At 71.0% G+C, this 22,544-nt stretch carries 24 protein-coding genes; 13 read left to right on the top strand and 11 right to left on the bottom strand.

Annotated features, from left to right (window positions below; all coding sequences use genetic code 11):
* Window positions 1–69: 69 nt before the first annotated feature.
* From NCCP_RS00325 to NCCP_RS14875, 5 genes are all read left to right on the top strand, one after another.
* Window positions 70–1,305 carry a PspC domain-containing protein gene (locus NCCP_RS00325; protein ID WP_172627235.1) on the top strand — a complete coding sequence of 412 codons (1,236 nt, stop codon included), beginning with the start codon at window positions 70–72 and terminating at the stop codon, window positions 1,303–1,305.
* A complete protein-coding gene (locus tag NCCP_RS00320; RefSeq protein WP_149955113.1) occupies window positions 1,302–1,529 on the top strand; it encodes a hypothetical protein in 228 nt (75 codons plus the stop codon). Before NCCP_RS00325 ends, NCCP_RS00320 begins: the two co-directional genes overlap by 4 nt.
* 38 nt (window positions 1,530–1,567) lie before the next feature.
* Window positions 1,568–1,810, top strand: coding sequence for a PspC domain-containing protein (locus NCCP_RS00315; RefSeq protein WP_149955112.1), 243 nt, complete (start codon window positions 1,568–1,570; stop codon window positions 1,808–1,810).
* 111 nt (window positions 1,811–1,921) lie between these two features.
* Window positions 1,922–2,950: an ATP-dependent 6-phosphofructokinase gene (locus tag NCCP_RS00310; RefSeq protein WP_149955111.1), complete on the top strand. Its 1,029-nt coding sequence runs from the start codon at window positions 1,922–1,924 to the stop codon at window positions 2,948–2,950.
* Between the two features lie 121 nt (window positions 2,951–3,071).
* Window positions 3,072–3,812 (top strand): GNAT family N-acetyltransferase, encoded by a 741-nt coding sequence (locus tag NCCP_RS14875; RefSeq protein ID WP_172627234.1) that lies wholly within the window; start codon window positions 3,072–3,074, stop codon window positions 3,810–3,812.
* A gap of 10 nt (window positions 3,813–3,822) precedes the next feature.
* Here the strand turns inward: NCCP_RS14875 and ygfZ are convergent, their stop codons facing one another.
* The 3 genes from ygfZ to NCCP_RS00290 all read right to left on the bottom strand — a co-directional run bounded on the left by ygfZ (window position 3,823) and on the right by NCCP_RS00290 (window position 6,496).
* Entirely contained in the window at window positions 3,823–4,893 is a 1,071-nt protein-coding gene (ygfZ, locus tag NCCP_RS00300) for a CAF17-like 4Fe-4S cluster assembly/insertion protein YgfZ (RefSeq protein ID WP_149955110.1), read from the bottom strand.
* Window positions 4,894–4,909: 16 nt separating this feature from the next.
* Window positions 4,910–5,509 carry a nitrobindin family protein gene (locus NCCP_RS00295; RefSeq protein WP_149955109.1) on the bottom strand — a complete coding sequence of 200 codons (600 nt, stop codon included), beginning with the start codon at window positions 5,507–5,509 and terminating at the stop codon, window positions 4,910–4,912.
* A gap of 228 nt (window positions 5,510–5,737) precedes the next feature.
* Entirely contained in the window at window positions 5,738–6,496 is a 759-nt protein-coding gene (locus tag NCCP_RS00290; RefSeq protein WP_149955108.1) for a hypothetical protein, read from the bottom strand.
* A 169-nt stretch (window positions 6,497–6,665) separates the two neighbouring features.
* Here NCCP_RS00290 and NCCP_RS00285 point away from each other — a divergent pair, with 169 nt between their 5' ends.
* From NCCP_RS00285 to NCCP_RS00270, 4 genes are all read left to right on the top strand, one after another.
* Entirely contained in the window at window positions 6,666–7,376 is a 711-nt protein-coding gene (locus NCCP_RS00285; protein ID WP_149955107.1) for a winged helix-turn-helix transcriptional regulator, read from the top strand.
* A 53-nt stretch (window positions 7,377–7,429) separates the two neighbouring features.
* Window positions 7,430–8,401 carry a mycothiol synthase gene (gene mshD, locus NCCP_RS00280; protein ID WP_149955106.1) on the top strand — a complete coding sequence of 324 codons (972 nt, stop codon included), beginning with the start codon at window positions 7,430–7,432 and terminating at the stop codon, window positions 8,399–8,401.
* Window positions 8,402–8,478: 77 nt separating this feature from the next.
* Window positions 8,479–10,689 (top strand): RNA degradosome polyphosphate kinase, encoded by a 2,211-nt coding sequence (locus tag NCCP_RS00275; RefSeq protein ID WP_149955105.1) that lies wholly within the window; start codon window positions 8,479–8,481, stop codon window positions 10,687–10,689.
* Window positions 10,689–11,657 (top strand): NUDIX hydrolase, encoded by a 969-nt coding sequence (locus NCCP_RS00270; RefSeq protein WP_149955104.1) that lies wholly within the window; start codon window positions 10,689–10,691, stop codon window positions 11,655–11,657. Before NCCP_RS00275 ends, NCCP_RS00270 begins: the two co-directional genes overlap by 1 nt.
* A gap of 24 nt (window positions 11,658–11,681) precedes the next feature.
* Here the strand turns inward: NCCP_RS00270 and NCCP_RS00265 are convergent, their stop codons facing one another.
* Window positions 11,682–13,076 carry a cryptochrome/photolyase family protein gene (locus tag NCCP_RS00265; RefSeq protein WP_149955103.1) on the bottom strand — a complete coding sequence of 465 codons (1,395 nt, stop codon included), beginning with the start codon at window positions 13,074–13,076 and terminating at the stop codon, window positions 11,682–11,684.
* A gap of 201 nt (window positions 13,077–13,277) precedes the next feature.
* Here NCCP_RS00265 and NCCP_RS00260 point away from each other — a divergent pair, with 201 nt between their 5' ends.
* From NCCP_RS00260 to asd, 4 genes are read left to right on the top strand one after another with little or no spacing between them, the layout of a single operon-like run.
* Window positions 13,278–14,081 carry a thymidylate synthase gene (locus NCCP_RS00260; RefSeq protein WP_149955102.1) on the top strand — a complete coding sequence of 268 codons (804 nt, stop codon included), beginning with the start codon at window positions 13,278–13,280 and terminating at the stop codon, window positions 14,079–14,081.
* Window positions 14,078–14,695 (top strand): dihydrofolate reductase, encoded by a 618-nt coding sequence (locus tag NCCP_RS00255; RefSeq protein WP_149955101.1) that lies wholly within the window; start codon window positions 14,078–14,080, stop codon window positions 14,693–14,695. Before NCCP_RS00260 ends, NCCP_RS00255 begins: the two co-directional genes overlap by 4 nt.
* Window positions 14,692–14,937, top strand: a complete 246-nt coding sequence (locus NCCP_RS00250) for an NF038396 family protein (protein WP_216364638.1) — start codon at window positions 14,692–14,694, stop codon at window positions 14,935–14,937. Before NCCP_RS00255 ends, NCCP_RS00250 begins: the two co-directional genes overlap by 4 nt.
* 42 nt (window positions 14,938–14,979) lie before the next feature.
* Window positions 14,980–16,098, top strand: coding sequence for an aspartate-semialdehyde dehydrogenase (asd, locus tag NCCP_RS00245; protein WP_149955100.1), 1,119 nt, complete (start codon window positions 14,980–14,982; stop codon window positions 16,096–16,098).
* Between the two features lie 150 nt (window positions 16,099–16,248).
* On the opposite strand, the gene NCCP_RS00240 is transcribed toward asd, so the two are convergent.
* From NCCP_RS00240 to NCCP_RS00210, 7 genes are all read right to left on the bottom strand, one after another.
* Complete coding sequence (locus tag NCCP_RS00240) at window positions 16,249–16,440, bottom strand: hypothetical protein (RefSeq protein WP_149955099.1); 192 nt, start codon at window positions 16,438–16,440, stop codon at window positions 16,249–16,251.
* A gap of 125 nt (window positions 16,441–16,565) precedes the next feature.
* On the bottom strand, window positions 16,566–17,633 hold the full coding sequence (locus NCCP_RS00235) for a UDP-N-acetylmuramate dehydrogenase (RefSeq protein ID WP_149955098.1): 1,068 nt from the start codon (window positions 17,631–17,633) through the stop codon (window positions 16,566–16,568).
* A 175-nt stretch (window positions 17,634–17,808) separates the two neighbouring features.
* A complete protein-coding gene (locus NCCP_RS00230) occupies window positions 17,809–20,199 on the bottom strand; it encodes an ATP-binding cassette domain-containing protein (RefSeq protein WP_149955097.1) in 2,391 nt (796 codons plus the stop codon).
* Between the two features lie 117 nt (window positions 20,200–20,316).
* Window positions 20,317–20,763 carry a MaoC family dehydratase gene (locus tag NCCP_RS00225; protein ID WP_149955096.1) on the bottom strand — a complete coding sequence of 149 codons (447 nt, stop codon included), beginning with the start codon at window positions 20,761–20,763 and terminating at the stop codon, window positions 20,317–20,319.
* Window positions 20,763–21,212: an FAS1-like dehydratase domain-containing protein gene (locus NCCP_RS00220; protein ID WP_149955095.1), complete on the bottom strand. Its 450-nt coding sequence runs from the start codon at window positions 21,210–21,212 to the stop codon at window positions 20,763–20,765. The genes NCCP_RS00225 and NCCP_RS00220 overlap by 1 nt, the downstream gene beginning before the upstream one ends.
* An 8-nt stretch (window positions 21,213–21,220) precedes the next feature.
* Entirely contained in the window at window positions 21,221–21,478 is a 258-nt protein-coding gene (locus NCCP_RS00215; RefSeq protein WP_149955094.1) for a hypothetical protein, read from the bottom strand.
* A gap of 104 nt (window positions 21,479–21,582) precedes the next feature.
* Window positions 21,583–22,539 (bottom strand): DUF2797 domain-containing protein, encoded by a 957-nt coding sequence (locus NCCP_RS00210; protein ID WP_225873593.1) that lies wholly within the window; start codon window positions 22,537–22,539, stop codon window positions 21,583–21,585.
* Between the last annotated feature and the right edge of the window lie 5 nt (window positions 22,540–22,544).

Below are 22,544 nucleotides of genomic sequence, written 5' to 3'. Positions count from 1 at the left end.
GAAGGATCAGGGACGCCTCAGGGGATCCCCCGATGGTGGGGGGACCCGCCGCCGGGAACGATGGGACATATGAACACCGCACCTGTGGAACCCCCACCTGTTGAACCCCCACCTGTTGAACATGGCTTCTTCCGCTGGATCCGCGGCCTGGGCGTGCAGCGCAGCCAGGAACGCTGGATCGGCGGCGTGGCCGCAGGGCTGGGCCAGCGCTTCGGGATCGACCCGCTGCTGGCCCGCGGCCTCGTCGTTGTCCTGGCCGTCTTCACCGGCTCCGGGCTGCTGCTGTACGGGCTTGCCTGGGCCCTGCTGCCGGAGCCGGACGGCCGCATCCACCTCCAGGAGGCAGGGCGCGGGCGCTGGACCGCAGGCATGACCGGTGCACTGGCTGCCTTCCTCCTGGGCCTGGCCGACTTCCCCACCCCGTTCGGGCACTGGAACGGCGGCTGGTGGCCCGGCACCCTGTGGACGCTTCTGGTGGTCGGCGGCATCATCTGGTTCGTCGCTTCCCGCCAGCGGCCCCGTGGCGGGGCGCCCGCCCCCGGGTCCCCGAACCCGGCTCCCGCTCCGGCTCCCGCTCCGGCCTGGGAAGGCACCGCGCCTCCACGGAGCACCGGGTTCACCACGGGCACCACTCCGGAAGGCCGCACCCCGGCGAAGCACCCCCGCCCCCAGCCTTCGCTGCCCGGCCACACCGTGGCCGTCGTCGTCGGGGTGGCCGTGCTGGTGGCCGGGACCCTCGCGCTCCTGAACCTGCTGAACATGGTCTCACTGGACGGGATCGTCGTCCCGGTCGCCCTGGCCGCCGCCCTGGTGGTCCTGGGCCTGGGCCTGGTGGCCGCGGCCCTGCGGCACACTACCGGCGGCGCGCTGACCGGGCTGACCATCGCCCTGCTGGTCTGTACGGTGCTGGCCTCCGGCGCTGCGCTGAACACCTCGCAGTGGCGGTGGGGCAGCCCGATCAGCGAACGGAACGGCAACTCCTACACCAACGTCTTCGCCAGCAGCACGGTGGACCTCACGGGCTACTCCACGGTCTCCACGGACACCACCGTCCGGATGGACGGAGCCTTCAGCTCGCTGGAGGTGCTGGTCCCGGACAACATCCCGGTGGTCGTCACGAGCGACGGCGCCTTCTACTCGATGGAGGTCGCCACCGACACCGGGCGGCAGACCCAATCCGGCATCGGCCGCAGCGGCGACGTCCTCCTGAACCAGGACGCGGCCGGACCGACCCTCACCGTCGAGATCGACGGTGCCTTCAACAACATCAGCGTCGAAACCGCGGAAGCGCAGGTCATTCCATGAGCGAACACCCCACTCCCGAAACGCGCGGTCCCGCGTCCCCGCGGGTGCCGGTCGGCACGCTGGTCTTCGGCTCCGTTGCGGTGGTCCTCGGCCTGCTGCTGCTGGGCGGGCTCCTGTTCGAACTGGTGCTCGACCCGGCGTATGTCGCCGTCGGGCTCCTGGTGCTCGCAGGGGCATCGATGATCATCGGTGGCATCGCCGCCGGCCGGCGCAGCCGGCGGTAACGGTTCCCCCACCCGCTCCCCCGTGAAAGGCTTTACGCATGGATAAGTTCTTCAATTCCCTCCGCGCCTTCCCCCTCCGCCGGGGCCCCAAGCGCATGGTGGCCGGCATTGCCGGGGGCATCGCCGACAGGTTCGGCTGGGACGTCACCCTGGTGCGCATCGGCCTGCTGCTGGCCTTCCTGCTGCCGGTGGTCAGCATCCCGCTGTATTTGGTGCTGTGGCTGCTCATTCCGGACCAGAACGGCACGATCGTGCTGGAACGGCTGATCGGCCAGCGCTGACCTGCTGGTCGCCGCTGGGCCCGCTGGCTAGACTCATGACCGGCGGGCCCACCGGCGTGCCCCGGCACCGGCCCGTGCGGGCGACGACCACTCACGAAAGCTGAGTCTGCGATGCGTATTGGAATCATGACCAGCGGCGGGGACTGCCCCGGCCTGAACGCGGTGATCCGCGGAGCGGTGCTCAACGGCATCAAGCGGTACGGGCATGAATTCGTGGGGTTCCTCGATGGATGGCGCGGAGTGGTCGAAGGCGATTACATCGACCTGCCGCGCGCCACGGTGCGCGGCATCTCCAAGCAGGGCGGCACCATCCTGGGCACGTCCCGAACCAACCCCTACGACGGCGAGCAGGGGGGTCCGGAAAACATCCAGGCCACGCTGGACCGGCTGGGGGTCGACGCCGTGATCGCGATCGGCGGCGAAGGCACCCTCGCCGGGGCCAAGGAGCTGACCGACGCGGGGCTGCCGATCGTCGGGGTCCCCAAGACCATCGACAACGACCTGGACGCCACCGACTACACCTTCGGTTTCGACACCGCTGTCCAGATCGCCACGGAGGCGATCGACCGGCTGCGCACCACCGGAGAGTCCCACCACCGCTGCATGGTGGCCGAGGTCATGGGCCGCCACGTCGGCTGGATCGCGCTGCACGCGGGCATGGCGGCAGGCGCCCATGCCATCCTCATTCCGGAACACCCCCTGAGCATGGAGCAGATCACCCAGTGGGTCCGCGAGGCGCACGAACGCGGCCGCGCCCCGCTGGTCGTGGTCGCCGAGGGGTTCGTCCCGGAGGGTTCGTTCGAACCCTATGCGGACCGCGGCCGCGACGCCTCCGGCCGGCCCCGGCTCGGTGGCGTGGGCGAGCGGCTGGCCCCGCTGATCGAGGAGGCCACCGGCCTTGAAACCCGTGCAACCGTGCTCGGGTATATCCAGCGCGGCGGGGTGCCCACCGCGTACGACCGCGTGCTGGCCACCCGGCTGGGGATGGCAGCGGTGGATTCGGCCACCGACAAGGCATGGGGAACCATGGTGGCCCTGCGGGGCACCGACATCTGCCGCGTTCCGTTCGTGGACGCGCTGGACAACCTCAAGCGCGTGCCGCAGCACCGCTATGACGAGGCCGCCGTCCTCTTCGGCTAGCGGCTGGCCACCTCCCACCCCTCACTTCGTTCGGGGCGGGGCCCTCGGCCGCTAGCGACTAGCCACCTCCCACCCCTCACTTCGTTCGGGGCGGGGCCCTCGGCCGCTAGTCTTAGATCTTATGGACTTGGAGACGGGAACCCGCGCCATCATCGCGCTCGCCTGGGCACGGCGGTTCGGCCTGCCCGACGCGGAACTGCACTATGCAGCCATGGGCGAAACGGCCCCGCGTGTCCTGGCCCGGGACGACACCGCGGACAGCGTGCGGTTCCTGCGCCTGCTGCGCGGCTCCGCGCTGCACGGGCCGGGATGGGCGCTGGACGCGGCCGAACGGTACGACGACGACGAACTGGGCCTGGAGTCGACGCTGGTGCGGCTGGTGCGCGAGCACGGCGGGGGCAGCCATGCGCGTGGCCTGGGCGAAACCGCACTGTACTACCTGGACGAGCCGCTGGATGTGGCCGAGTCCGAATCCACGGTGGTCTCCTTCGACCTCGCCCACGCGCGCGAACTGGAAGCGGCGTGCCCGCGCGACGACGTGGCGGAGGTGCGGCTCTCCTCGCGCGAGCACCCCTTCACCCTGCTCGCCGAGGAGGGGCATAAGCCGCTGGCCGGCGCCGGATACGACATCTGGGAGGGAATGGTGGCTGACCTTTCGGCACTCACCGTGCCCGCGCTGCGCAGGCACGGACTGGCCTCCTACATCACCGCGGTGGCGATCGACGATGCGCTCACGCAGGGCCTCATCCCCCAGTGGCGTGCCGGAGTCAGCAACCGGGCGGGGCACCTGACCGCGCAAACGCTGGGGTTCGTGCTGGCCGGTTCGCTGACCGCTGCCAGCATCGGAGACCGCCGCTTCTGAGCGCCCCGGGCTAGCGTTTGCGCAGGAAGCCCTGCTGGCGGCCGACGACCTGGCCGGAGTCCGGCGCGACGATCGCCTGCTGGGCGGCCGCGTAGCGCTCCGTCCCGTCTACCACCACCAGGTCCGCGGCGGGATCGACGTTGCGCTTGATGAGCGCCAGCGCGATTGGTCCGGCCTCGTGGTGCAGGGCCGCGGAGGTGATCCGTCCGACGGCTTTCTCCCCGAGCATGACGTCGCTGCCCACGCCCGGCAGGGTGTGCAGGCTGCCGTCCAGGTGCAGGAAGACCAGGCGGCGCGGGGGGTGGCCGAGGTTGTGCACGCGGGCCACGGTTTCCTGGCCCTTGTAGCAGCCCTTGGTCAGGTGCACGGCGGTGCGCAGCAGGTCCAGTTCGTGCGGAATGGCCTTATCGTCGGTCTCAAAGCCCAACCGGGGGCGCCAGGCGGCAATGCGCAGGGCCTCCACGGCCATGGTCCCGGCCAGCGGCAGGCCCTCCACGGCGGCCTCCAGTTCCGCGGCGGGAACCAGGTATTCGAGCCAGACGCGTCCGGCCGCCGGATGCTCCGGCCCGGAGTAGGAGTACCCGCCCGGGGCCACGCCCGGCCACGGGTCCCGCCACACGGTGCGCCCCGCCAGTTGTGGAACCTCGGCGGCGGCCCCCACGACGGCCCATTCGGCGCTGGCGTCGGCCACTTCGACCCTGAGCATGAACCGCATCGAATCCAGCCACGCGGCCAGCGGCGCGGCCTCGGCACCCTCCACGAGCAGCCATGTTGCCGCTCCGTCGTCGACCACCCGGCAGTCGTGCTCGATGCGCCCCTGCACGTTCAGGAAAAGTGCTTCCGTGGACTCCCCCGGGGCCAGCCCCAGCAGGAGTTGGGTGGAGAGCGAGTTCAGCCAGGAAAGGCGATCCGGCCCGGTGACCGTGACGACTCCGCGGTGGGAGAGGTCCGCCACGGCCTGCCCCGATTCCAGCCTGCGCTGTTCGGGCAGCGGGTCACCGTAATGGGCGGCCACGCCGGCATCGGCTCCGGAGCCCTCGACGGCGCCGGGGCGCCCAAGGAGCGGGGAAGGAAGGGGCATGGAGGTTCCCTCGGATTCAGTTGATCTTTTTCAAGGCGGCCGACGCGTGGGCGGCCAGCCCGCTGCCGCCGGCGGCAACGTCCCAGCGCCAGTAGAGGTCGCCGTTGACCAGCCCGTAGATACGGGTGGCCGACGCGTAGTCCTTGGAGTTGGTGCCGCGCATGACCAGGTCCGTGGCGAGCTCGATCTGCGGGCCCTTGATCCGCCCGTAGTAGAGTTCGCTGATCCCGCCGGGGTGGACGATGTTCACCTGGATGTCGAATCCGCCGGAGTCGTTCCTGAGTTCCTCGACCTCGTCCGCCGAGCGCAGTGCCGGGACGATGTCGGCCGGAACCATGCCCGGGCCCCCGTCCGCCTCTACGCGGGGCCGGTCCAGGGCCCAGAAGCCGGTCTCGACGGTGAGCGGACGCAGCCGGGTCCCGTCCTCGTCCACGAGCCAGCTTTCGGCACGGTACTCGAGGTAGGGCAGGCCGTTTTGCGAGAACACGACGCGTTGGGAGAAGTGGGCGTCGTCGCCTTCGCCGGCACCAAGCCGTCCGGTGCCCTCCCACGTGCCCAGCAACCAGGACAGCGGAACGAGTTCCGGCGTCAGGTCGGTCGGGATCTCAATGGCCATGGTGGTGTCCTGCCGCTAGCCGGCTACTTCTGGCCCTTGAAAAGACGGGCGACGACGAGCGCGGCGAACCCGGCCATGCCGAGGCTGGCAACCGCAAGGAGGCTGATGAAGAAGATTTCGAGCGCAACGTAATTGTGGTCCATGGCTCCCATATTAGCCGGACGCCGACGGCGCCGACGCGCACCGTGCGGGTGGGCGCGTAACACCGGCGCGGCGCCGGCCCAGCCGCTAGCCCAGAAGCAGGCGTTCGAGGAAATAGGCCAGGGTCCCGGAGCCGAGGACCGCGCACAGCCCGGTGGCGATGGCCGCCAGGGTGCCGCGGGGCCCGCCGGAGGAGACGACCAGCGAACGCACCCCGGCAATGACGGCGCCGCTCACGGCCCCCACGGCGAGCGCGGGCAGCAGCGGGGCGGTGCCGAAGGCCAGCGTGGCCAGGCCCCCCACGAGGACCGCGACAACGACCGCGAGGGGGCCGACGATGCGGTCCGGCCAGCGGATGGTGCACACCAGGATTGCGGCAGCCATCGAGGCCCCGGCGGCGACCATGAGGGAGGACTCCGCCGCGGTGCCGGCGATCCGGTCGAGGGCGATCCACCCGGATCCGGAAGCCACCACGAGGGCCCCCGTGGCCGAGGACAGCATGGATTCGAGGCGCAGTTTCTCCCCCGTGCCGCGCAGCAACTGGACAAGGAAGGCGAGGATCAGGCCGACGGCGGCCGCGGGCGCCATCCAGAAAAGGGGCTGCGGCATGGGTGCCAGGGCGGCACCGGCGGCGGCGGCCAGGCCGGCGGCCCCCAGCACGGCCGCGATCTGCGTTGCGGCGGGCAGGCCGAAAAGCCTGGGCCAGCCGGCCGCGAAGAGCAGCGACAGGGCGGAGACGAGCGCCCAGACCGCGACGGGTGCAGCGGCGGCCGGTCCCACCTGGCTGGCCGCGACGATCAGGGCGACTGCGGCCAGGGCGGAGCCTGCAACGGTTTTGGTCCTCACCCCCCCATCCTGCCTCATGGGCGCGCGGTGGCGGCGCCGCAGGCAAAGCCCGTGTTTCCGGTACATGACGCGCAGGACAACCGGCCCGGGGCCCGCCAACCTATACTGGGGCTGATTCCCGAACCCAATGGCGCGTTTGGTCCACCCGGCTATTGAGGAGGTCTCGATAATGGCCAGCATCCTGCTTCTGACCAACGCGTCAGGGTCATCCGTGGAGATTCTGCCTGCCCTTGAGCTCCTGGCCCACACCGTCCATATCCTTCCGGCCGAGGCCTCGGCCCTCCTGGACGCCGGGGAGACGGACGTCGTGATGGTCGACGCGCGCCGGGACCTCTCCGGATCCCGCTCACTGTGCCAGCTGCTGCGCACGACGGGCCTGGATGCGCCGATCCTGCTGGTGCTCACCGAGGGCGGCATGGCGGCCGTTTCGGCGCTCTGGCAGGCGGACGACGTCCTGCTGGACACCGCCGGTCCGGCAGAGGTCGAGGCGCGGCTGCGCCTGGCCACCGCGCGCTCCCGGGCCGAGACCGAGGCCGACACCTCCGAGATCCGGGCCGCCGGCGTCGTCATCGACGAAGCCAGCTACACCGCGAAGGTCCACGGGGAACCGCTGAACCTGACGTACAAGGAGTTCGAGCTCCTCAAGTACCTGGCCCAGCACCCGGGCCGCGTGTTCACCCGCGACCAGCTGCTGCACGAGGTCTGGGGCTACGACTACTACGGCGGCACCCGCACCGTGGACGTCCACGTGCGGCGCCTGCGCGCCAAGCTCGGCGCCGACCACGAGCAGCTCATCGGCACCGTGCGCAACGTCGGCTACCGCTTCACGCTGGCCCGCGCCCATGAGGACCAGGACACCGCACAGAACGTCGGCACCTAGAAACACGCGCACCACAGCCACGGGGCCGGTCCCCACCGGCTATCTTTGGTCCCATGAGCGCAGCCACGAGCACCGACTGGACCATCACCCTGCTTCCGGGCGCCCCGGACACGGAACTCCTGCGCCAGGTCCGCGCCCTGGCTGCGGCCGCGGAGGAATCCGACGGCAACCCGCCGCTGAGCGAGCAGACCCTGGTGCGGCTGGGCGCCCCCCGCGGCGCCGGCTCGCTGCTGGGCGCCTATGCGCACCTGGTGGAGGAGGGGGACGGCCGGGGGGCGCTGGTCGGCGTTGCCGTGGCCGCGCTGCCGCTCGCGGATGAACCCGGCGTGCTCGAACTGGTGGTGCACCCCGAGGCGCGCCACAGCGGGATCGGCACGGCCCTGGTGGAGGCGTCGCGCGCCTCCACCGATGTGGACAGGCTGCAGGCCTGGGCCCATGGCGGGCACGACGGCGCCGCCCGGCTGGCGCAGCGCTACGGGTTCGCGCCGGTGCGGGAGCTGTGGAGGATGCGCCTGGTACACCCGGTCGACCTGCCCGAGCCCGCGCTGCCGGAGGGTCTTACGCTGCGCGCCTTCGTGCCGGGCCGCGACGAGGATGCCTGGCTCGAGGCCAACCGGGCCGCGTTCGCCCACCACCCGGAACAGGGGGCGTTGGGCCGGGCCGACCTGGAGGCCCGGATGGCCGAGGACTGGTTCGACCCGGACGGGTTCCTGCTGGCCGTGGATGCCCAAGACCGGATTGCCGGCTTCCACTGGACCAAAATCCACCAGCCGGAGCTCGGCGAGGTGTACGTGGTGGGCGTCGTTCCGGGCGCGCAGGGCGGCGGGCTGGGGCGCGCCCTGACCGTGGCCGGGATCCGGCACCTGGTCGGCCGGGGCATCCGCACGGTGATGCTCTATGTGGACGCGGACAACGAGCCCGCGGTACGCCTCTACAGGAGCCTGGGCTTCACCCGGTGGGACGTTGACACCATGTACGCGCACCGCGGCCGCACCGGCGGCGCCACCGGCGCGCAGGTAGAGTGAATCCCGAGCGTCCTGCCGCGGCCCGCCGCGCAGGCCCGCCGCACCACTCCATTGGATCCATTGGAAGGAATTCAGCCATGGACTCCCTGGCCGCGCAAACCTTCGGTGACAGCGATGTCCCCGCATCCCGCGCCACACAGGACCGCATCGAACTCCCAGACTTCGAGCCGACGCTCGGTCCCGAAGGCGACTTCGCCCTGGACCGGTTCCTGGACCGCGAGATCAGCTGGCTGGACTTCAACGCGCGCGTGCTGGAACTGGCGGAGGACCCGGACCTGTTCCTGCTGGAGCGGGTGCAGTTCCTGTCCATCTTCGCCTCCAACCTGGACGAGTTCTTCATGGTGCGCGTGGCCGGACTGAAGCGGCGCATCGCCACCGGCCTGGCCGTTCCCTCCGCCGCCGGGGTCAGCCCGCGGGACCAGCTGGACCACATCCTTGAGGCCGCCCACCAGCTCCAGCGCCGGCACGCTAAGGTCTTCTCCGAACAGGTGCGCCCCGCCCTGGCGGCCGAGGGGATCGCGGTCACCCGGTGGGGCGAACTCGACGAGGACGCCCGGCAGGGCCTCAGCCGCTGGTTCACCGACCAGGTGTTCCCGATCCTCACCCCGCTGGCGGTGGATCCCGCCCACCCGTTCCCCTATATCTCCGGATTGTCCCTGAACCTGGCCGTGGTGGTGCGCAACCCCGTCAGCGGCAAGGAGCTGTTCGCCCGCCTGAAGGTTCCGGACCAGCTGCCGCGCCTGATCTCGGTGGACGGGCCCCGCGCCGGGCACACCCCCGGCCGGCCCGCCCGGTTCATCCCCCTCGAGGAAGTCATCGCGGTGCACCTGGAGCACCTCTTCCCGGGCATGGAGGTCGTGGAGCACCACTCGTTCCGCGTCACCCGCAACGAGGACCTGGAGGTGGAGGAGGATGACGCGGAGAACCTCCTGCAGGCACTGGAGAAGGAACTGCTGCGCCGCCGCTTCGGCCCGCCCGTGCGGCTCGAAGTGGCCAGCGACATCAACCCGGCCGTGCGCAGGCTGCTGGTACGCGAGCTCGGCGTCGAGGAGGAGGAGGTGTTCACCCTGCCGGCGCCGCTGGACCTGCGCGGGCTCAACGTCATCTCCGGCATCGAGCGCGCCGACCTGCACTACCCCCGGCACCTGGCCCACACCAGCCGCTTCCTGAACGAGTCGGAAACCTCCAAGGCGGCCAACGTCTTTGCCGCCATGCGCCGGCGCGACATCCTGCTGCACCACCCCTACGACTCCTTCTCCACCTCAGTCCAGGCGTTCCTTGAGCAGGCCGCCGCGGACCCCAAGGTGCAGGCCATCAAGCAGACGCTGTACCGCACCTCGGGAGACTCCCCGATCGTGGACGCGCTCATCGACGCGGCGGAGTCCGGCAAGCAGGTGCTGGCCCTGGTGGAGATCAAGGCCCGCTTCGACGAGCAGGCCAACATCACCTGGGCCCGCAAGCTGGAACAGGCGGGCGTGCACGTGGTCTACGGCATCGTCGGGCTGAAAACGCACAGCAAGCTCTCCCTGGTGGTCCGCCGCGAAGGTGACCGGCTGCGCCGCTACTGCCACATCGGCACCGGCAACTACCACCCGCGCACGGCCCGCTATTACGAGGACCTGGGCCTGCTGACCTGCGACGACCAGGTCGGCGAGGACCTGTCGCGGCTCTTCAACCAGCTCTCCGGCTACGCCCCCCGCTCCGCGTTCAAGCGGCTGCTCGTGGCGCCGCGCTCGCTGCGGTCGGGCCTGATCGACCACATCGAGCAGGAGATCGCCCACCGCAAGGCCGGGCTCGCCGCGCGCGTGGTCATCAAGGTCAACTCCATGGTGGACGAGGCCGTCATTGACGCCCTCTACCGCGCCTCGCAGGCCGGCGTGCAGGTGGACGTGATCGTGCGCGGCATCTGCGCGCTGCGCCCGGGCGTGCCGGGTCTCAGCGAGAACATCCGCGTGCGCTCGGTCCTGGGCAGGTTCCTGGAGCACTCCCGCGTGTTCGCCTTCGGCAATGCCGGACAGCCCATCGTCTACATCGGCTCCGCGGACATGATGCACCGCAACCTCGACCGCCGCGTCGAGGCGCTGGTGCGGCTCTCCAACCGCGAGGACATTGCCGAACTGGTCTCGCTGCTGGACCGCTACCTCGATCCGGGCACCGCCAGCTGGCACCTGGACAACGCCGGCGTCTGGACCCGCCACCACAAGGACGCGGACGGCCGGCCGCTGACCGATATCCAGAGCTGGCTGCTGGATTCGCGCAGCCGCCAGCGCGGGGCGGCCCGGCGCTGATGGCTTTGCTGGTGCGTTCCTCCGATGGCCCGGACGTCGCCGGAGGCAGTTTTTCCGTGGTCGCGGCCGGGGTCCTGCCCTGGCGGGTGAAAGGCAAGCAGCTGCAGGTGCTGCTGATCCACCGCGGGCGCTATGACGACTGGTCCTGGCCCAAAGGCAAGCTCGATGCCGGCGAAACCGTCCCCGAGTGCGCAGTGCGCGAGGCCTACGAGGAGATCGGCCTGCGCATCCGCCTGGGCATCCCGCTGCCGGCGATCACCTACCCCGTGGGCTCCGGGCCGAAGGTGGTTTACTACTGGGCCGCCCAGGTCCAGGACGGCACCCCTGTGCCGGACGGCGTCGAAACCGACGAGGTCCGCTGGGTGTCCCCGGAAGAGGCCCGCCTGATGCTCACCAACGCCTCGGACGCCGCCCCGCTCGATGCCCTGGTCCAGGCGCACGAGTCGGGCGTGCTTGAGACGCGCGCGTTCGTGGTCGTGCGCCATGCCAAGGCCAAGCCGCGCTCCAGCTGGACCCTGGCCGAGGGCAAGCGGCCGCTGGCCGCCACCGGCCAGCGGCAGGCCCTGGCCGTGGCGGACCTGCTCGCCGCCTGGGCTCCCAAGAAGATCGCCAGCAGCCCGTGGACCCGGTGCATGCAGACGGTGGCCCCCTACGCCAACCGCAACGCCGTCGGGGTCAAGACGGTGGGGGAGCTCACCGAACACGCGGCCCGGCGCAACCCCGGCAAGGCGCGCAGGGCCATCGCCGCGCTGCTGGCCAAGCGGCGCTCGCAGGCGGTGTGCACGCACCGTCCCGTGATGCCCTCCGTGCTGGCCGTCCTGCGGGAGCAGCTGCCCTCGCGGCTGGCCGCGTTCCTGCCCGCGGAGGACCCGTACCTGCGGCCGGGCGCTGTCCTCGTGGTGCAGCAGCCCGTGGCCACCCCGGGCAAACTCGTCTCCGTGGAACTGTACGAGCCGTTTGAGGACTAGGGCCCGGCAGGGGCACGTGTCGCGTCAGGACACGGCAGGGGGGCGCTGCTCCGCGCGCAGCGACGCCAGGTCCTCCAGCGCCCGGCGGCGGGAGGCGCCGAGGTCCACGACCGGTTCCGGGTAGGCGGGGGTGCCCGCCTCGGGGACCCAGCGGCTGATGTACCGGCGCTCGGGGTCGAACTTCTTTGCCTGCGTGTTGGGGTTGAAGATGCGGAAGAAGGGAGCGGCGTCGGCTCCGCAGCCGGCCACCCACTGCCAGTTGGCCGCGTTCAGCGCCGCGTCGGCATCCACCAGGGTGTCCCAGAACCACTCTTCCCCCACCCTCCAGTGGATGCCCAGGTTCTTCACCAGGAAGCTGGCCGAGACCATGCGCACGCGGTTGTGCATCCACCCGGTGGCCCACAGTTCCCGCTGGCCCGCATCGACCAGCTCGATGCCGGTGCGTCCGCGCCTCCAGGCCTCGGTCAGTGCCGCCTCCTCGGCGCCGTCCTGCGGCCAGCTCCATGGGAACGCATCGAACTCCCGGCGCAGGTTGGTGGTGGCCAGGTGCGGGTGTTCGTGGAGCTGGTGCCAGCAGAACTCGCGCCACCCCACTTGCGTGGCGAAGACCGAGGCGCCCGCCCCGCCGCCGGCCGCCAGCAGCCGGTCACGGACCTGGAACGGGGACAGGTGCCCCCAGCGCAGGTAGGGGGACAGCCGGCTGGTACCGTCCAGGTCCGGGCGGTCGCGGTCCTCGTCGTAGTGGTGCAGCGGGCCGGAGGCGAAGTCCTCCAGCAGCTGCTCCCCCGCGGCCACGCCCGGTTCCCATGCCTCGCCCAGCCCCCCGGCCCAGTCGGGCCGGGGCGGCAGCAGCCCCCACGCCTCCAAACCTTCCCCGTCGGGACATTCGGGCAGGGACAGCACGGCGCCGCGGCCGGCGTCGGGCAGGCCCCAAGCGGACCGCACCGGCCGGGCGGAGGCCGCCTTCCAGAACGGGGTAAACACGCGGTAGGGCCCGCCCTGTCCGGTGCGCACGGTCCAGGGTTCGTGGAGCAGGGACGCGGCGAAGGTCTCGGCGTGGATCCCGTCCGCCGTGGCGCGGCGTTCCACCGCCGCGTCCACCTCCCGTTCGGGGCCGCCGTAGCGGCGGTTCCAGTACACGGCCCCGGCGCCGAGCGCGTCCAGCACCTCCGGCAGGACGGTGGCCGCAGGGCCGCGGCGCAGCAGCAGCGGAATCCCCAGCTCGGCCAGTGACCGGCCCAGGTCTTCCAGCCCGTGGTGCAGCCACCACCGCGAGGCCGCGCCCAGCGGACGCACCCCGGGCGAAGCCTCGTCCAGGACGAACAGTCCGACGGCGGCGCCGTCGGCCACAGCGGCCAGCAGCGCCGGATGGTCCTGCACCCGCAGGTCGTCGCGGAACCAGACCAGGGAGGGTTTCATCGGTTTGCCTTTCGGACGGAGGCGGTGCGGCCGGCCACGGGTGCCCGTGGGCCCATTCTTCGCGGTGCGCTGCGCGGCGTCCATCTCCCACCCCGGCCTTCGGCGGCGCCGGGGCCGGCACCGGCGGCTGCCCCGGTGCCGGAACACTCCGGCGGAAGCGGCCTTAAGGGGACCGCGACCGGCTATGGCTAGACTTGACCGGTGACTATCCCCACCCCGTACGAGGACCTGCTGCGCGATGTGCTGGCCAACGGCACCCCCAAAGGCGACCGCACCGGCACCGGCACCCGGAGTGTTTTCGGACGCCAGATCCGCTTCGATCTGGCCGGATCGTTTCCGTTGATCACCACCAAGCGGGTGCATTTCAAGTCGGTGGCGCTGGAGCTGCTGTGGTTCCTGCGCGGGGATTCGAACGTGCGCTGGCTGCAGGAACAGGGCGTCACCATCTGGGACGAGTGGGCCGATGCCGACGGCGAACTGGGACCGGTGTACGGCGTCCAGTGGCGCTCCTGGCCGACCCCTGACGGCGGCCACATCGACCAGATCTCCCGGGTCGTGGACTCCCTGCGCGCCAACCCCGACTCCCGCCGCCACATCGTCTCCGCCTGGAACGTGGCCGAGATCGAAAACATGGCGCTGCCGCCCTGCCACGCCTTCTTCCAGTTCTACGTGGCCGGCGGGAAACTCTCCTGCCAGCTCTACCAGCGCTCCGCCGACATGTTCCTCGGGGTGCCCTTCAACATCGCCTCCTACGCCCTGCTCACCCACATGGTCGCCCAGCAGGCGGGCCTGGAGGTCGGCGAATTCGTGTGGACCGGCGGCGACTGCCACATTTACGACAACCACGTCGAGCAGGTGAAGGAACAGCTCGCCCGTGAGCCGTACCCGTACCCGCAACTGGCGATCCACCGGAAGCCGGAGTCGATCCTCGACTACGCGCTCGAGGACTTCGAGATCGCCGGATACCAACATCACCCGACCATCAAGGCACCCATCGCGATATGAGCACCACATCCGAAAACCCCACCCTCTCCGAAAACCCGGGCCCGGACACCGCGCCGGCAGCGGCGGCACACCGTGCGGAGGCCGCGACCCAGTCGCGCCTGGGCATGATCTGGGCCCGCTCCGTCGACGGCGTCATCGGCCACGAGGGCCGCATGCCCTGGCACCTGCCCGAGGACCTGGCCCACTTCAAGCGCACCACGCTGGGTCGGCCGATCATCATGGGCCGGCGCACGTGGGAATCCCTTCCGGAAGCGTTCCGTCCCCTGCCCGGACGCACCAACGTCGTGCTGACCTCGGACAAGTCGGCGGCTGCCGCAATTAAGGCAGCCGGCGCCATCGTCGCGGCCTCCCCGGAGGCCGCCCTGGAGGCCGCGCGCGCGGCTGAGGGCTCGGAGGAAATCTGGGTGGTCGGCGGCGGCCAGGTCTACGCAGCCTTTGCCGGGCTGGCCGACACCGCGGTCGTCACCGTGGTCAACGCCACGCCGGCCGGGGACACCCGCGCCCCGGAGCTGGGCGAAGGCTGGAAGCGCACGCTGGCCGAGCCCGACGCCGGCTGGCTGGCCTCGGCCTCCGGCCTCGAGTACCGCTACGAGCTGTGGGAGAAGACGGCGTGAAGGAAGCCTTCAAGGCCCTTGCCAACCGCCCCGAGCCACTGTTCGTGATCGGCTACATGCTCTGTCCGCTGCTGGCGCTGATCTGCGCCGCGCTGGGCCTGTGGATGATCCTGACCGGCCAAAAGGCTGGCGGCCTGGTGGTGCTGCTGGTGGTCACCCAGGCATTCACGTTTACCTCCCTGTGGGCGATCGGGCGCCGCCGCCGGCTGCTCGAGTCCCATGGTGGCGGGCCCCACGCGTAACCGAGGTGCCCGCACGCCCGGGGCCCCATTACGATAGATTGCATGACTTCTTCCGTTGGCTTCGTCGGTTACCGCGGCATGGTCGGCTCCGTCCTCATGCAGCGCATGCAGGATGAGGGCGACTTTGCCCACCTGGACCCCGTGTTCTTCTCCACCTCCAATGCCGGCGGCAACGCCCCGGCGTTCGCCGAGGGCGCAGGCGCGCTGAAGGACGCCTACGACCTCGACGAGCTTGCCAAGCTGCCGATCATTGTCACCGCCCAGGGCGGCGACTACACCAAGGCGGTGCACGCGGACCTGCGCGGGCGCGGCTGGAACGGCCTGTGGATCGACGCAGCATCGACCCTGCGCATGAACGACGACTCGATCATCGTCCTGGACCCGGTCAACCGCAACGTGATCGACGCCGGCCTGGCCAATGGCACCCGCGACTTCGTCGGCGGCAACTGCACCGTTTCCTGCATGCTCATGGGTCTGGGCGGCCTGTTCCGCAACGGCCTGGTCGAGTGGGGCACCTCGATGACCTACCAGGCCGCCTCCGGCGGCGGCGCCCGCCACATGCGGGAGCTGCTGACGCAATTCGGCGACATCAACACGGCCGTGGCCGCCGAGCTGGACAACCCGGCCTCCGCGATCCTGGAGATCGACCGCAAGGTGCTCGCCACGCAGCGCGGCGGCCTGGACGCCACCCAGTTCGGGGTGCCGCTGGCCGGTTCGCTGATCCCGTGGATCGACGCGGACCTGGGCAACGGCCAGTCCAAGGAGGAATGGAAGGCCGGGGTCGAGACCAACAAGATCCTGGGCACCTCCGCCGCGGACCGCGTCGCCATGGACGGGCTGTGCGTGCGCATCGGCGCCATGCGCTCCCACTCCCAGGCCCTGACCCTGAAGCTGAAGGAAGACCTCACGGTCACGGAGATCGAGCGCCTGATCGACGCCGACAACGAGTGGGCCACCGTGGTGCCCAACACCAAGGAAGCCTCCATGAAGGGGCTGACCCCGGTCGCCGCCTCCGGCACCCTGGACATTCCGGTTGGCCGCATCCGCAAGCTGGAGATGGGCCCGGAGTACATCTCCGCCTTCACCGTCGGGGACCAGCTGCTGTGGGGCGCGGCCGAGCCGCTGCGCCGCATGCTGCTGATCGCCCTGGGCCGGCTCTAGCCGGACCGCTCCCGCAAGCGACCCGCCCACGGTCCCGCGTCCCCCGGCAACACACCCGGGGACGCGGGACCGTTCGCGTTCGGAGCCCCGTCCGGAGTTCCCTGCGGCACCTCCGCAGTTCCCGGGGGCATCGAAGCCCGGGGGCGGGAGCTAGTTCTCCTTGCGGACCCGCTGGAGGTCTTCCAGGGCGGTCTCGTAGAGGCGCTGAAGCGAGGCAAGCCGGGCGTCATCGATGTCCCCCGCCGCATGCGCCACCTTTCCGCGCTCCAGAAGGCGCTGCGCTTCCTTGAGGTTGCCCTCCGCCAGGTCGAGGGCGTGTTCGCGGCTGGTCAGGTGTTCCATGGGCCCATGATGGACCCGCCCCGCCCGCACTGTCCACACTCCCAAACCCCTTCCCGCGGCCCCCTCCCCCGCACCGCGCCGCTGCGTATTCCCGGGCCCCGGGCCGGGTCCTGCCGGGGCCCGGGTCAGAGGGCGCAGCCGATGAGCAGCGGCTCGTTGTGCAGTTCGATTCCGAAGCGTTCGGCGACGCCCGAGCGCACGGCCCGGGCGACGGCAAGGATGTCCGCGGCGGTCGCTCCGCCCCGGTTGGTGATGGCCAGCGTGTGCTTGGTGGACAGCGACGCACGGCCCCCGGCCAGGTGCTCCCCCGCGCTTCCGGGAAGCCCGTAGCCCTTGCCGAAGCCGGAGCGGTCGATCAGCCAGGCGGCGGAAAGCTTGACCAGGCCCTCCCCGGCCGGGTAGTTCGGGGCGTCGTCAGGCAGGGAGGCGGCCACCGCGGCGGGCACCACCGGGTTGGTGAAGAACGAGCCGGTGCTGAAGGTGTCCCGGTCGGCCGGGTCCAACACCATGCCCTTGCCGGCACGGAGCCGGAGGACCTCGCGGCGCACATCGGCGGCGGCGGCCCGCTCGCCGGGGGCGAGGCCGAGGGCCCGGGCCAGTTCGGCGTAGGCGACCGGCGCGCTGAGCCCGCCCGCCTCCAGCCGGAACGTCACGGTGAGGACCACGTAGCGCGGGGACCCGTTGGTGGTGGTCCGCTTGAGGAGTGAGTCCCGGTAGCCGAAGCCCAGGTCGGCATTGGTGAAGGTCCTCACGGCCCCCGCCACCCGGTCCCACGCGCGCACGCCCTCCAGGGTTTGGGAGACGTCCGCGCCGTAGGCTCCGACGTTCTGTACGGGGGTGGCGCCGGTGGATCCGGGGATGCCGGACAGGGCTTCGAGGCCGGAGAGCCCGCGTTCGACAGCATGGGCGACGACCTGGTCCCACGGGTGCCCGGCCTGGACGGTGAGCAGCACGTGCCCGTCGCCGGCGTGTTCCTGGAGGCCGGTGCTGGCGATGCGCAGCACCGTGCCCGGATACCCGGCGTCGGCCACGACCAGGTTGGATCCTCCGGCCAGGATCAGCAGGTCCTCCCCCGCGGCGTCGGCGGCGCGCACGGCGGCAACGATCTCCGCCTCCGTGCCGGCTTCGAGGTACCGGCCCGCGGGGCCGCCGACAGCGGTGGTGGTCAAGGACGAAAGCAGCTGCAAACTCACGGGCATAAGCCTAACCGCCGAGGGACCCGCGCCGAGCGCAGCGAGGTGCGGGAGGCGGTGAGGCGCTAACCGCCGAGGGACCCGCGCCGAGCGCAGCGAGGTGCGGGAGGCGGTGAGGCGCTAACCGCCGAGGGACCCGCGCCGAGCGCAGCGAGGTGCGGGAGGCGGTGAGGCGCTAACCGCCGACGTAGGCCGCGAGGTGCTCGCCCGTAAGGGTGGAGCGGGCCGCGACGAGGTCCGCGGGGGTGCCCTCGAAGACGATCCGGCCGCCGTCGTGCCCGGCACCGGGGCCGACGTCGATAATCCAGTCGGCGTGCGCCATGACCGCCTGGTGGTGTTCGATGACCACCACCGACTTGCCCGACTCCACAAGGCGGTCCAGCAGCCCCAGCAGCTGCTCGACGTCGGCCAGGTGCAGGCCGGTGGTCGGCTCGTCGAGGACGTAGACGTCCCCCTTCTCCCCCATCCAAGTGGCCAGCTTCAGCCGCTGGCGCTCGCCGCCCGAGAGCGTGGTGAGCGGCTGGCCCAGGGTGAGGTAGCCGAGCCCGACGTCGGCAAGCCGCGACAGGATCTTGTGCGCGGCCGGCAGGCGCGCCTCGCCGCCGCCGAAGAACGCCCCAGCCTCGGACACCGGCATCGCCAGCACCTCGCTGATGTTCCGGTCCCCGAGGGTGTACTCCAGCACCGACGCGTCGAAGCGCTTGCCTTCGCACCCTTCGCAGGGGGTTTCGACAGTGGCCATGACCCCCAGGTCGGTGTAGATGACGCCCGCGCCGTTGCAGGTGGGGCAGGCACCTTCTGAGTTGGAGCTGAACAGCGCCGGCTTCACGCCGTTGGCCTTGGCAAACGCCTTGCGGATGGGCTCCAGCAGCCCGGTGTAGGTGGCCGGGTTGCTGCGCCGGGAGCCCTTGATGGCTCCCTGGTCGATCACCACCACGCCCTCGCGGCCGGCGACCGAACCGTGGATCAGCGAGCTCTTGCCCGATCCGGCCACTCCCGTCACCACGCACAGCACACCCAGCGGGATGTCGACGTCCACGTCCCGGAGGTTGTGGGTCGATGCTCCACGGATCTCCAGCGCACCGGAGGAGGAGCGCACGGACACCTTCAGGCCGGCCCGGTCGTCGAGGTGCCGGCCGGTGGTGGTGTCGCTGGTCCGCAGCCCCGCCACCGTGCCCTCGAAGCAGACGGTGCCGCCGGCGGTGCCGGCACCCGGGCCGAGGTCGACGACGTGGTCGGCAATCGCGATCGCCTCGGGCTTGTGTTCGACGACGAGCACGGTGTTGCCCTTGTCCCGCAGCTGCAGCAGCAGCCTGTTCATCCGCTCGATGTCGTGCGGATGCAGCCCGATGGTCGGCTCGTCGAAGACGTAGGTGACGTCGGTGAGCGAGGATCCGAGGTGGCGGATCATCTTGGTGCGCTGGGCCTCTCCCCCGGACAGGGTGCCCGAGGACCGGTCCAGCGAGAGGTATCCCAACCCGATCTCCGCGAACGAGTCAAGGAGGTGCTGCAGGCCGGCCAGCAGCGGGCCGGCCGACGGCTCGTGGAGTTCCCGGAGCCACTCGGCCAGGTCGCTGATCTGCATCGCACAGACGTCGGCGATGCTCTTTCCGTTGATCTTCGAGGACCGGGCCGCCGTACTGAGCCGGGTGCCGTCGCACTCCGGGCAGGCCGTGAACGTGACCGCCCGCTCCACGAAGGCGCGGATGTGCGGCTGCATCGCTTCGACGTCCTTGGCCAGGAACGACTTCTGGATCTGCGGGATCAGGCCCAGATACGTCAGGTTGACCCCGTCGACCTTAATCTTGGTGGCCTCCTTGTGGAGGAGGTCGTCCAGTTCCTTCCGCGTGTAGTCGCGGATCGCCTTGTCCGGATCCAACCAGCCGCAGCCGCGGTAGATGCGCCCGTACCAGCCCTCCATGCTGTAGCCCGGGATGGTGAGCGCGCCCTCGTTGAGCGACTTGTCCGCGTCGTACAGCACCGACAGGTCGAAGTCGGTGATGGAACCGCGGCCCTCGCAGCGCGGACACATGCCGCCGGTGATGCTGAAGCTGCGCCGTTCCCTGACGGTCTTCCCGCCGCGCTCGAGCGTGACCGCCCCGGCCCCGCTGATGGAGGCGACGTTGAAGGAGAAGGCCTGGGGCGAGCCAATGTGCGGGGTACCGAGCCGGCTGAAGAGGAGGCGCAGCATCGCGTTCGCGTCGGTGACGGTGCCGACCGTGGAGCGCGGGTTGGCGCCCATCCGTTCCTGGTCCACGATGATCGCCGGGGTCAGCCCCTCAAGCACGTCGACCTCGGGCCGCGACAGCGTTGGCATGAAGCCCTGGACGAAGGCGCTGTAGGTCTCGTTGATCATCCGCTGCGACTCGGCGGCGATCGTGGCAAACACCAGCGAGCTCTTGCCCGAGCCGGAGACGCCCGTGAACACCGTCAGCCGGCGCTTGGGGATCTCAACGCTGATGTCCTTGAGGTTGTTCGCCCGCGCACCCAGCACCCGGATCAGGTCGTGGTTGTCGGCGGCGTGCCGCGCCGGTGGCTGCGTGTGCGTCGTCATGGCCGTGCTCATCGTGCCTCCATTCGTTGCGCAGCCGCTGTCCCGGCCGCCGTCGTCAGCCTCTATCCAACCAGCTTCAGGTGACACGAAAGGGACGGCGCGTGCATGGCATGGGCACGGGTCCGGCACCTAGAACTGGACGAGCGCCTGTGCCTTGACCAGGACCTTCTGTCCCTCGACGGTGACGGTCAGGTCCACGCGGGCGGTGCGGGCCTCGGCGTCGAGCGCGCCGATAGTGCCTTCGACGCCGATTTCGGTGCCCGCGTATTCGGAGGGGTTGCTGCCGGCCGGATCCTCCACCACGACCGGCTTGGTGAAGCGGGTCTGGTAGTCGATGACCGCCGCCGGGTCACCGGCCCAGTCGCTGACCAGCTGCACGGCCGCACCCATGGTGAACATGCCGTGGGCGATGACGCCGGGCAGACCGACCTCCCCGGCGAAGCGCTGGTTCCAGTGGATCGGGTTGAAGTCCCCCGAGGCCCCGGCGTAACGGACCAGATCGGCCCGGTTGACGCGCACGGTGGTGGCGCCGATGGACTGTCCCTTTTCGAGGGATTCAAAGGGGAAGGCGGGCATTACTGGTCCTCTCCGCGCACGAGCAGGGACGAGACGGCGGTGGCGACCCGGTCTCCGGCGGTGGTGGCGATTTCGGCGCGGGTGGTGATCATGGCGCCGCCACCCATGGCGCGGACCTGGTCCACGTGCAGCTCGGCGACCAGCTCGTCGCCGGCAACGATCGGGCGGTGGTGGGTGAAGCGCTGGTCCGCGTGGACGACGCGGGAGAAGTCGATGCCGGACTCGGGGTCCTGGATCAGCTGGGCGTCGGCCCGCTGGGCCACGATAATCGCGAAGGTCGGCGGCGCGACGACGTCGGCGTGGCCGAGTTCCGCGGCGGCGGCGGGATCGTAGTGCGCCCGGTGGCCTGCCTTGACGGCGGCGGCGAACTCGCGGATCTTTTCGCGGCCGACGGCGTAGGGCTCGCCGGCCGGGTACGTGCGCCCCTGCAGGGCGGGGTTGATGCTCATGGGGTCCTTTACTTGGGGCCGGGCTGGCGGCCCTGCGGTGGGTTCTGCTTGCGGTAGGCCTTCATGTCCCGGGTGCGGACCACCAATCCCACCATGTGGGTGAGCAGGCCCGCGAAGATGATCCCCACGGCCGTGTACATCAGCCCCCGGTTGCCAATGTTGGCGCCCACCAAGGCCAGCACGATGCCCACTCCGGAAAGCGCCATCGAGGCGATGACGACCTTCTTGTACAGCGGCGAACCGGCGTCCCAGGGCGTGTTGATCATGGCTTCGATTCTATCGGGGCCGGCAGTGCCCGCCCGCACCGCCGTCGCATCCCCAAAATGACGCCCCCGGAAAGGCCGGGCAAGGCCGCAATGGAACCCTCAACCTAAAACAGCAGCTCCTGGACGGCGGGGGCCGCGGTTGCCTGGTGGCCGGGCCGGAGCAGTTTTCCCTTCAGCGGCGCCGCGTCCGCAACAAACCGGACCGGGCTGTCCGCCAGGCGCACCAGCAGGACCTGCCCAAGCACCGCTTCGACGGTGAACCCGTGCCCGCCCTCCCCCAGCCGTCCGGCTTGGGGATGCCCCGGGTAGGGCTGGGTCCGCCGCTCCCGCCAGGCCCGCAGCAGCGGCGCGGAGACCGCCGGCGGCGCCCATTCCTCCTCGACCACGGCGAACGGACCCTCACCCGCGGTGCCGCGCAGGAAGCCGCGCACCCTGTGCGCCAGCCGTGCGTTCAGGGCCGCCGGACCGCCATCGCCCTCCCCGTTCCCGACGGGCGCGGCGAGGCCGGCAGCCTTCGCGGCCGAGCGCACGGCCTGTCCGATTCCCAGCCGTGCGGTGACCGCGTCCTCGAGCAGGCGCACCGTCCTGCCGTCGGCGGCCAGCGCCACGTAGCGGGCCGCGACCGCGCCCTGTTCGGCCAGCCGCCGCCATTTGCCGGGGGCCGCCGCGGTGCCCACCTTGGAGGCCCCGTGGGCGAAGGTGGCGACGTAGAGCCAGTGCTCCTGGGCCAGGTAGTCCCGCAGTCCGGGCGGGGCAATGCCCGAGCGGTGGAAGTCGTGCATGTGGCGGGTGTCGTCGCGGGCGAAGCACGGGCCGCACTGGTGCCCTCGGGCGGCCGGGGCACGGTCGGGGCAGGGCATGCTGGCGCGTTCCGTCCGGCTGGCGACGGTGGTGTGCCCCAGGCACCAGTTCCCGGGAAGCACCGCGAAACCCAGCCGGGTGCCGGGGGCGAGCGGAACATCTGCCGGCGTGCCGTCCGGGGTGCGCAGGGCCAGGCGCGGGATGCCCTCGGAGTCCGGCCAGGACACCCCGTGGCAGAGCACCTGAGCACCCTCCGGCACCGGGC

Origin of the sequence: Zafaria cholistanensis (assembly GCF_008580665.1) — a bacterium.
GTDB lineage: Bacteria > Actinomycetota > Actinomycetes > Actinomycetales > Micrococcaceae > Zafaria > Zafaria cholistanensis.
The sequence above is the reverse complement of the archived record's forward strand: the minus strand, read 5'-3'. Positions and strand labels throughout refer to the sequence as shown.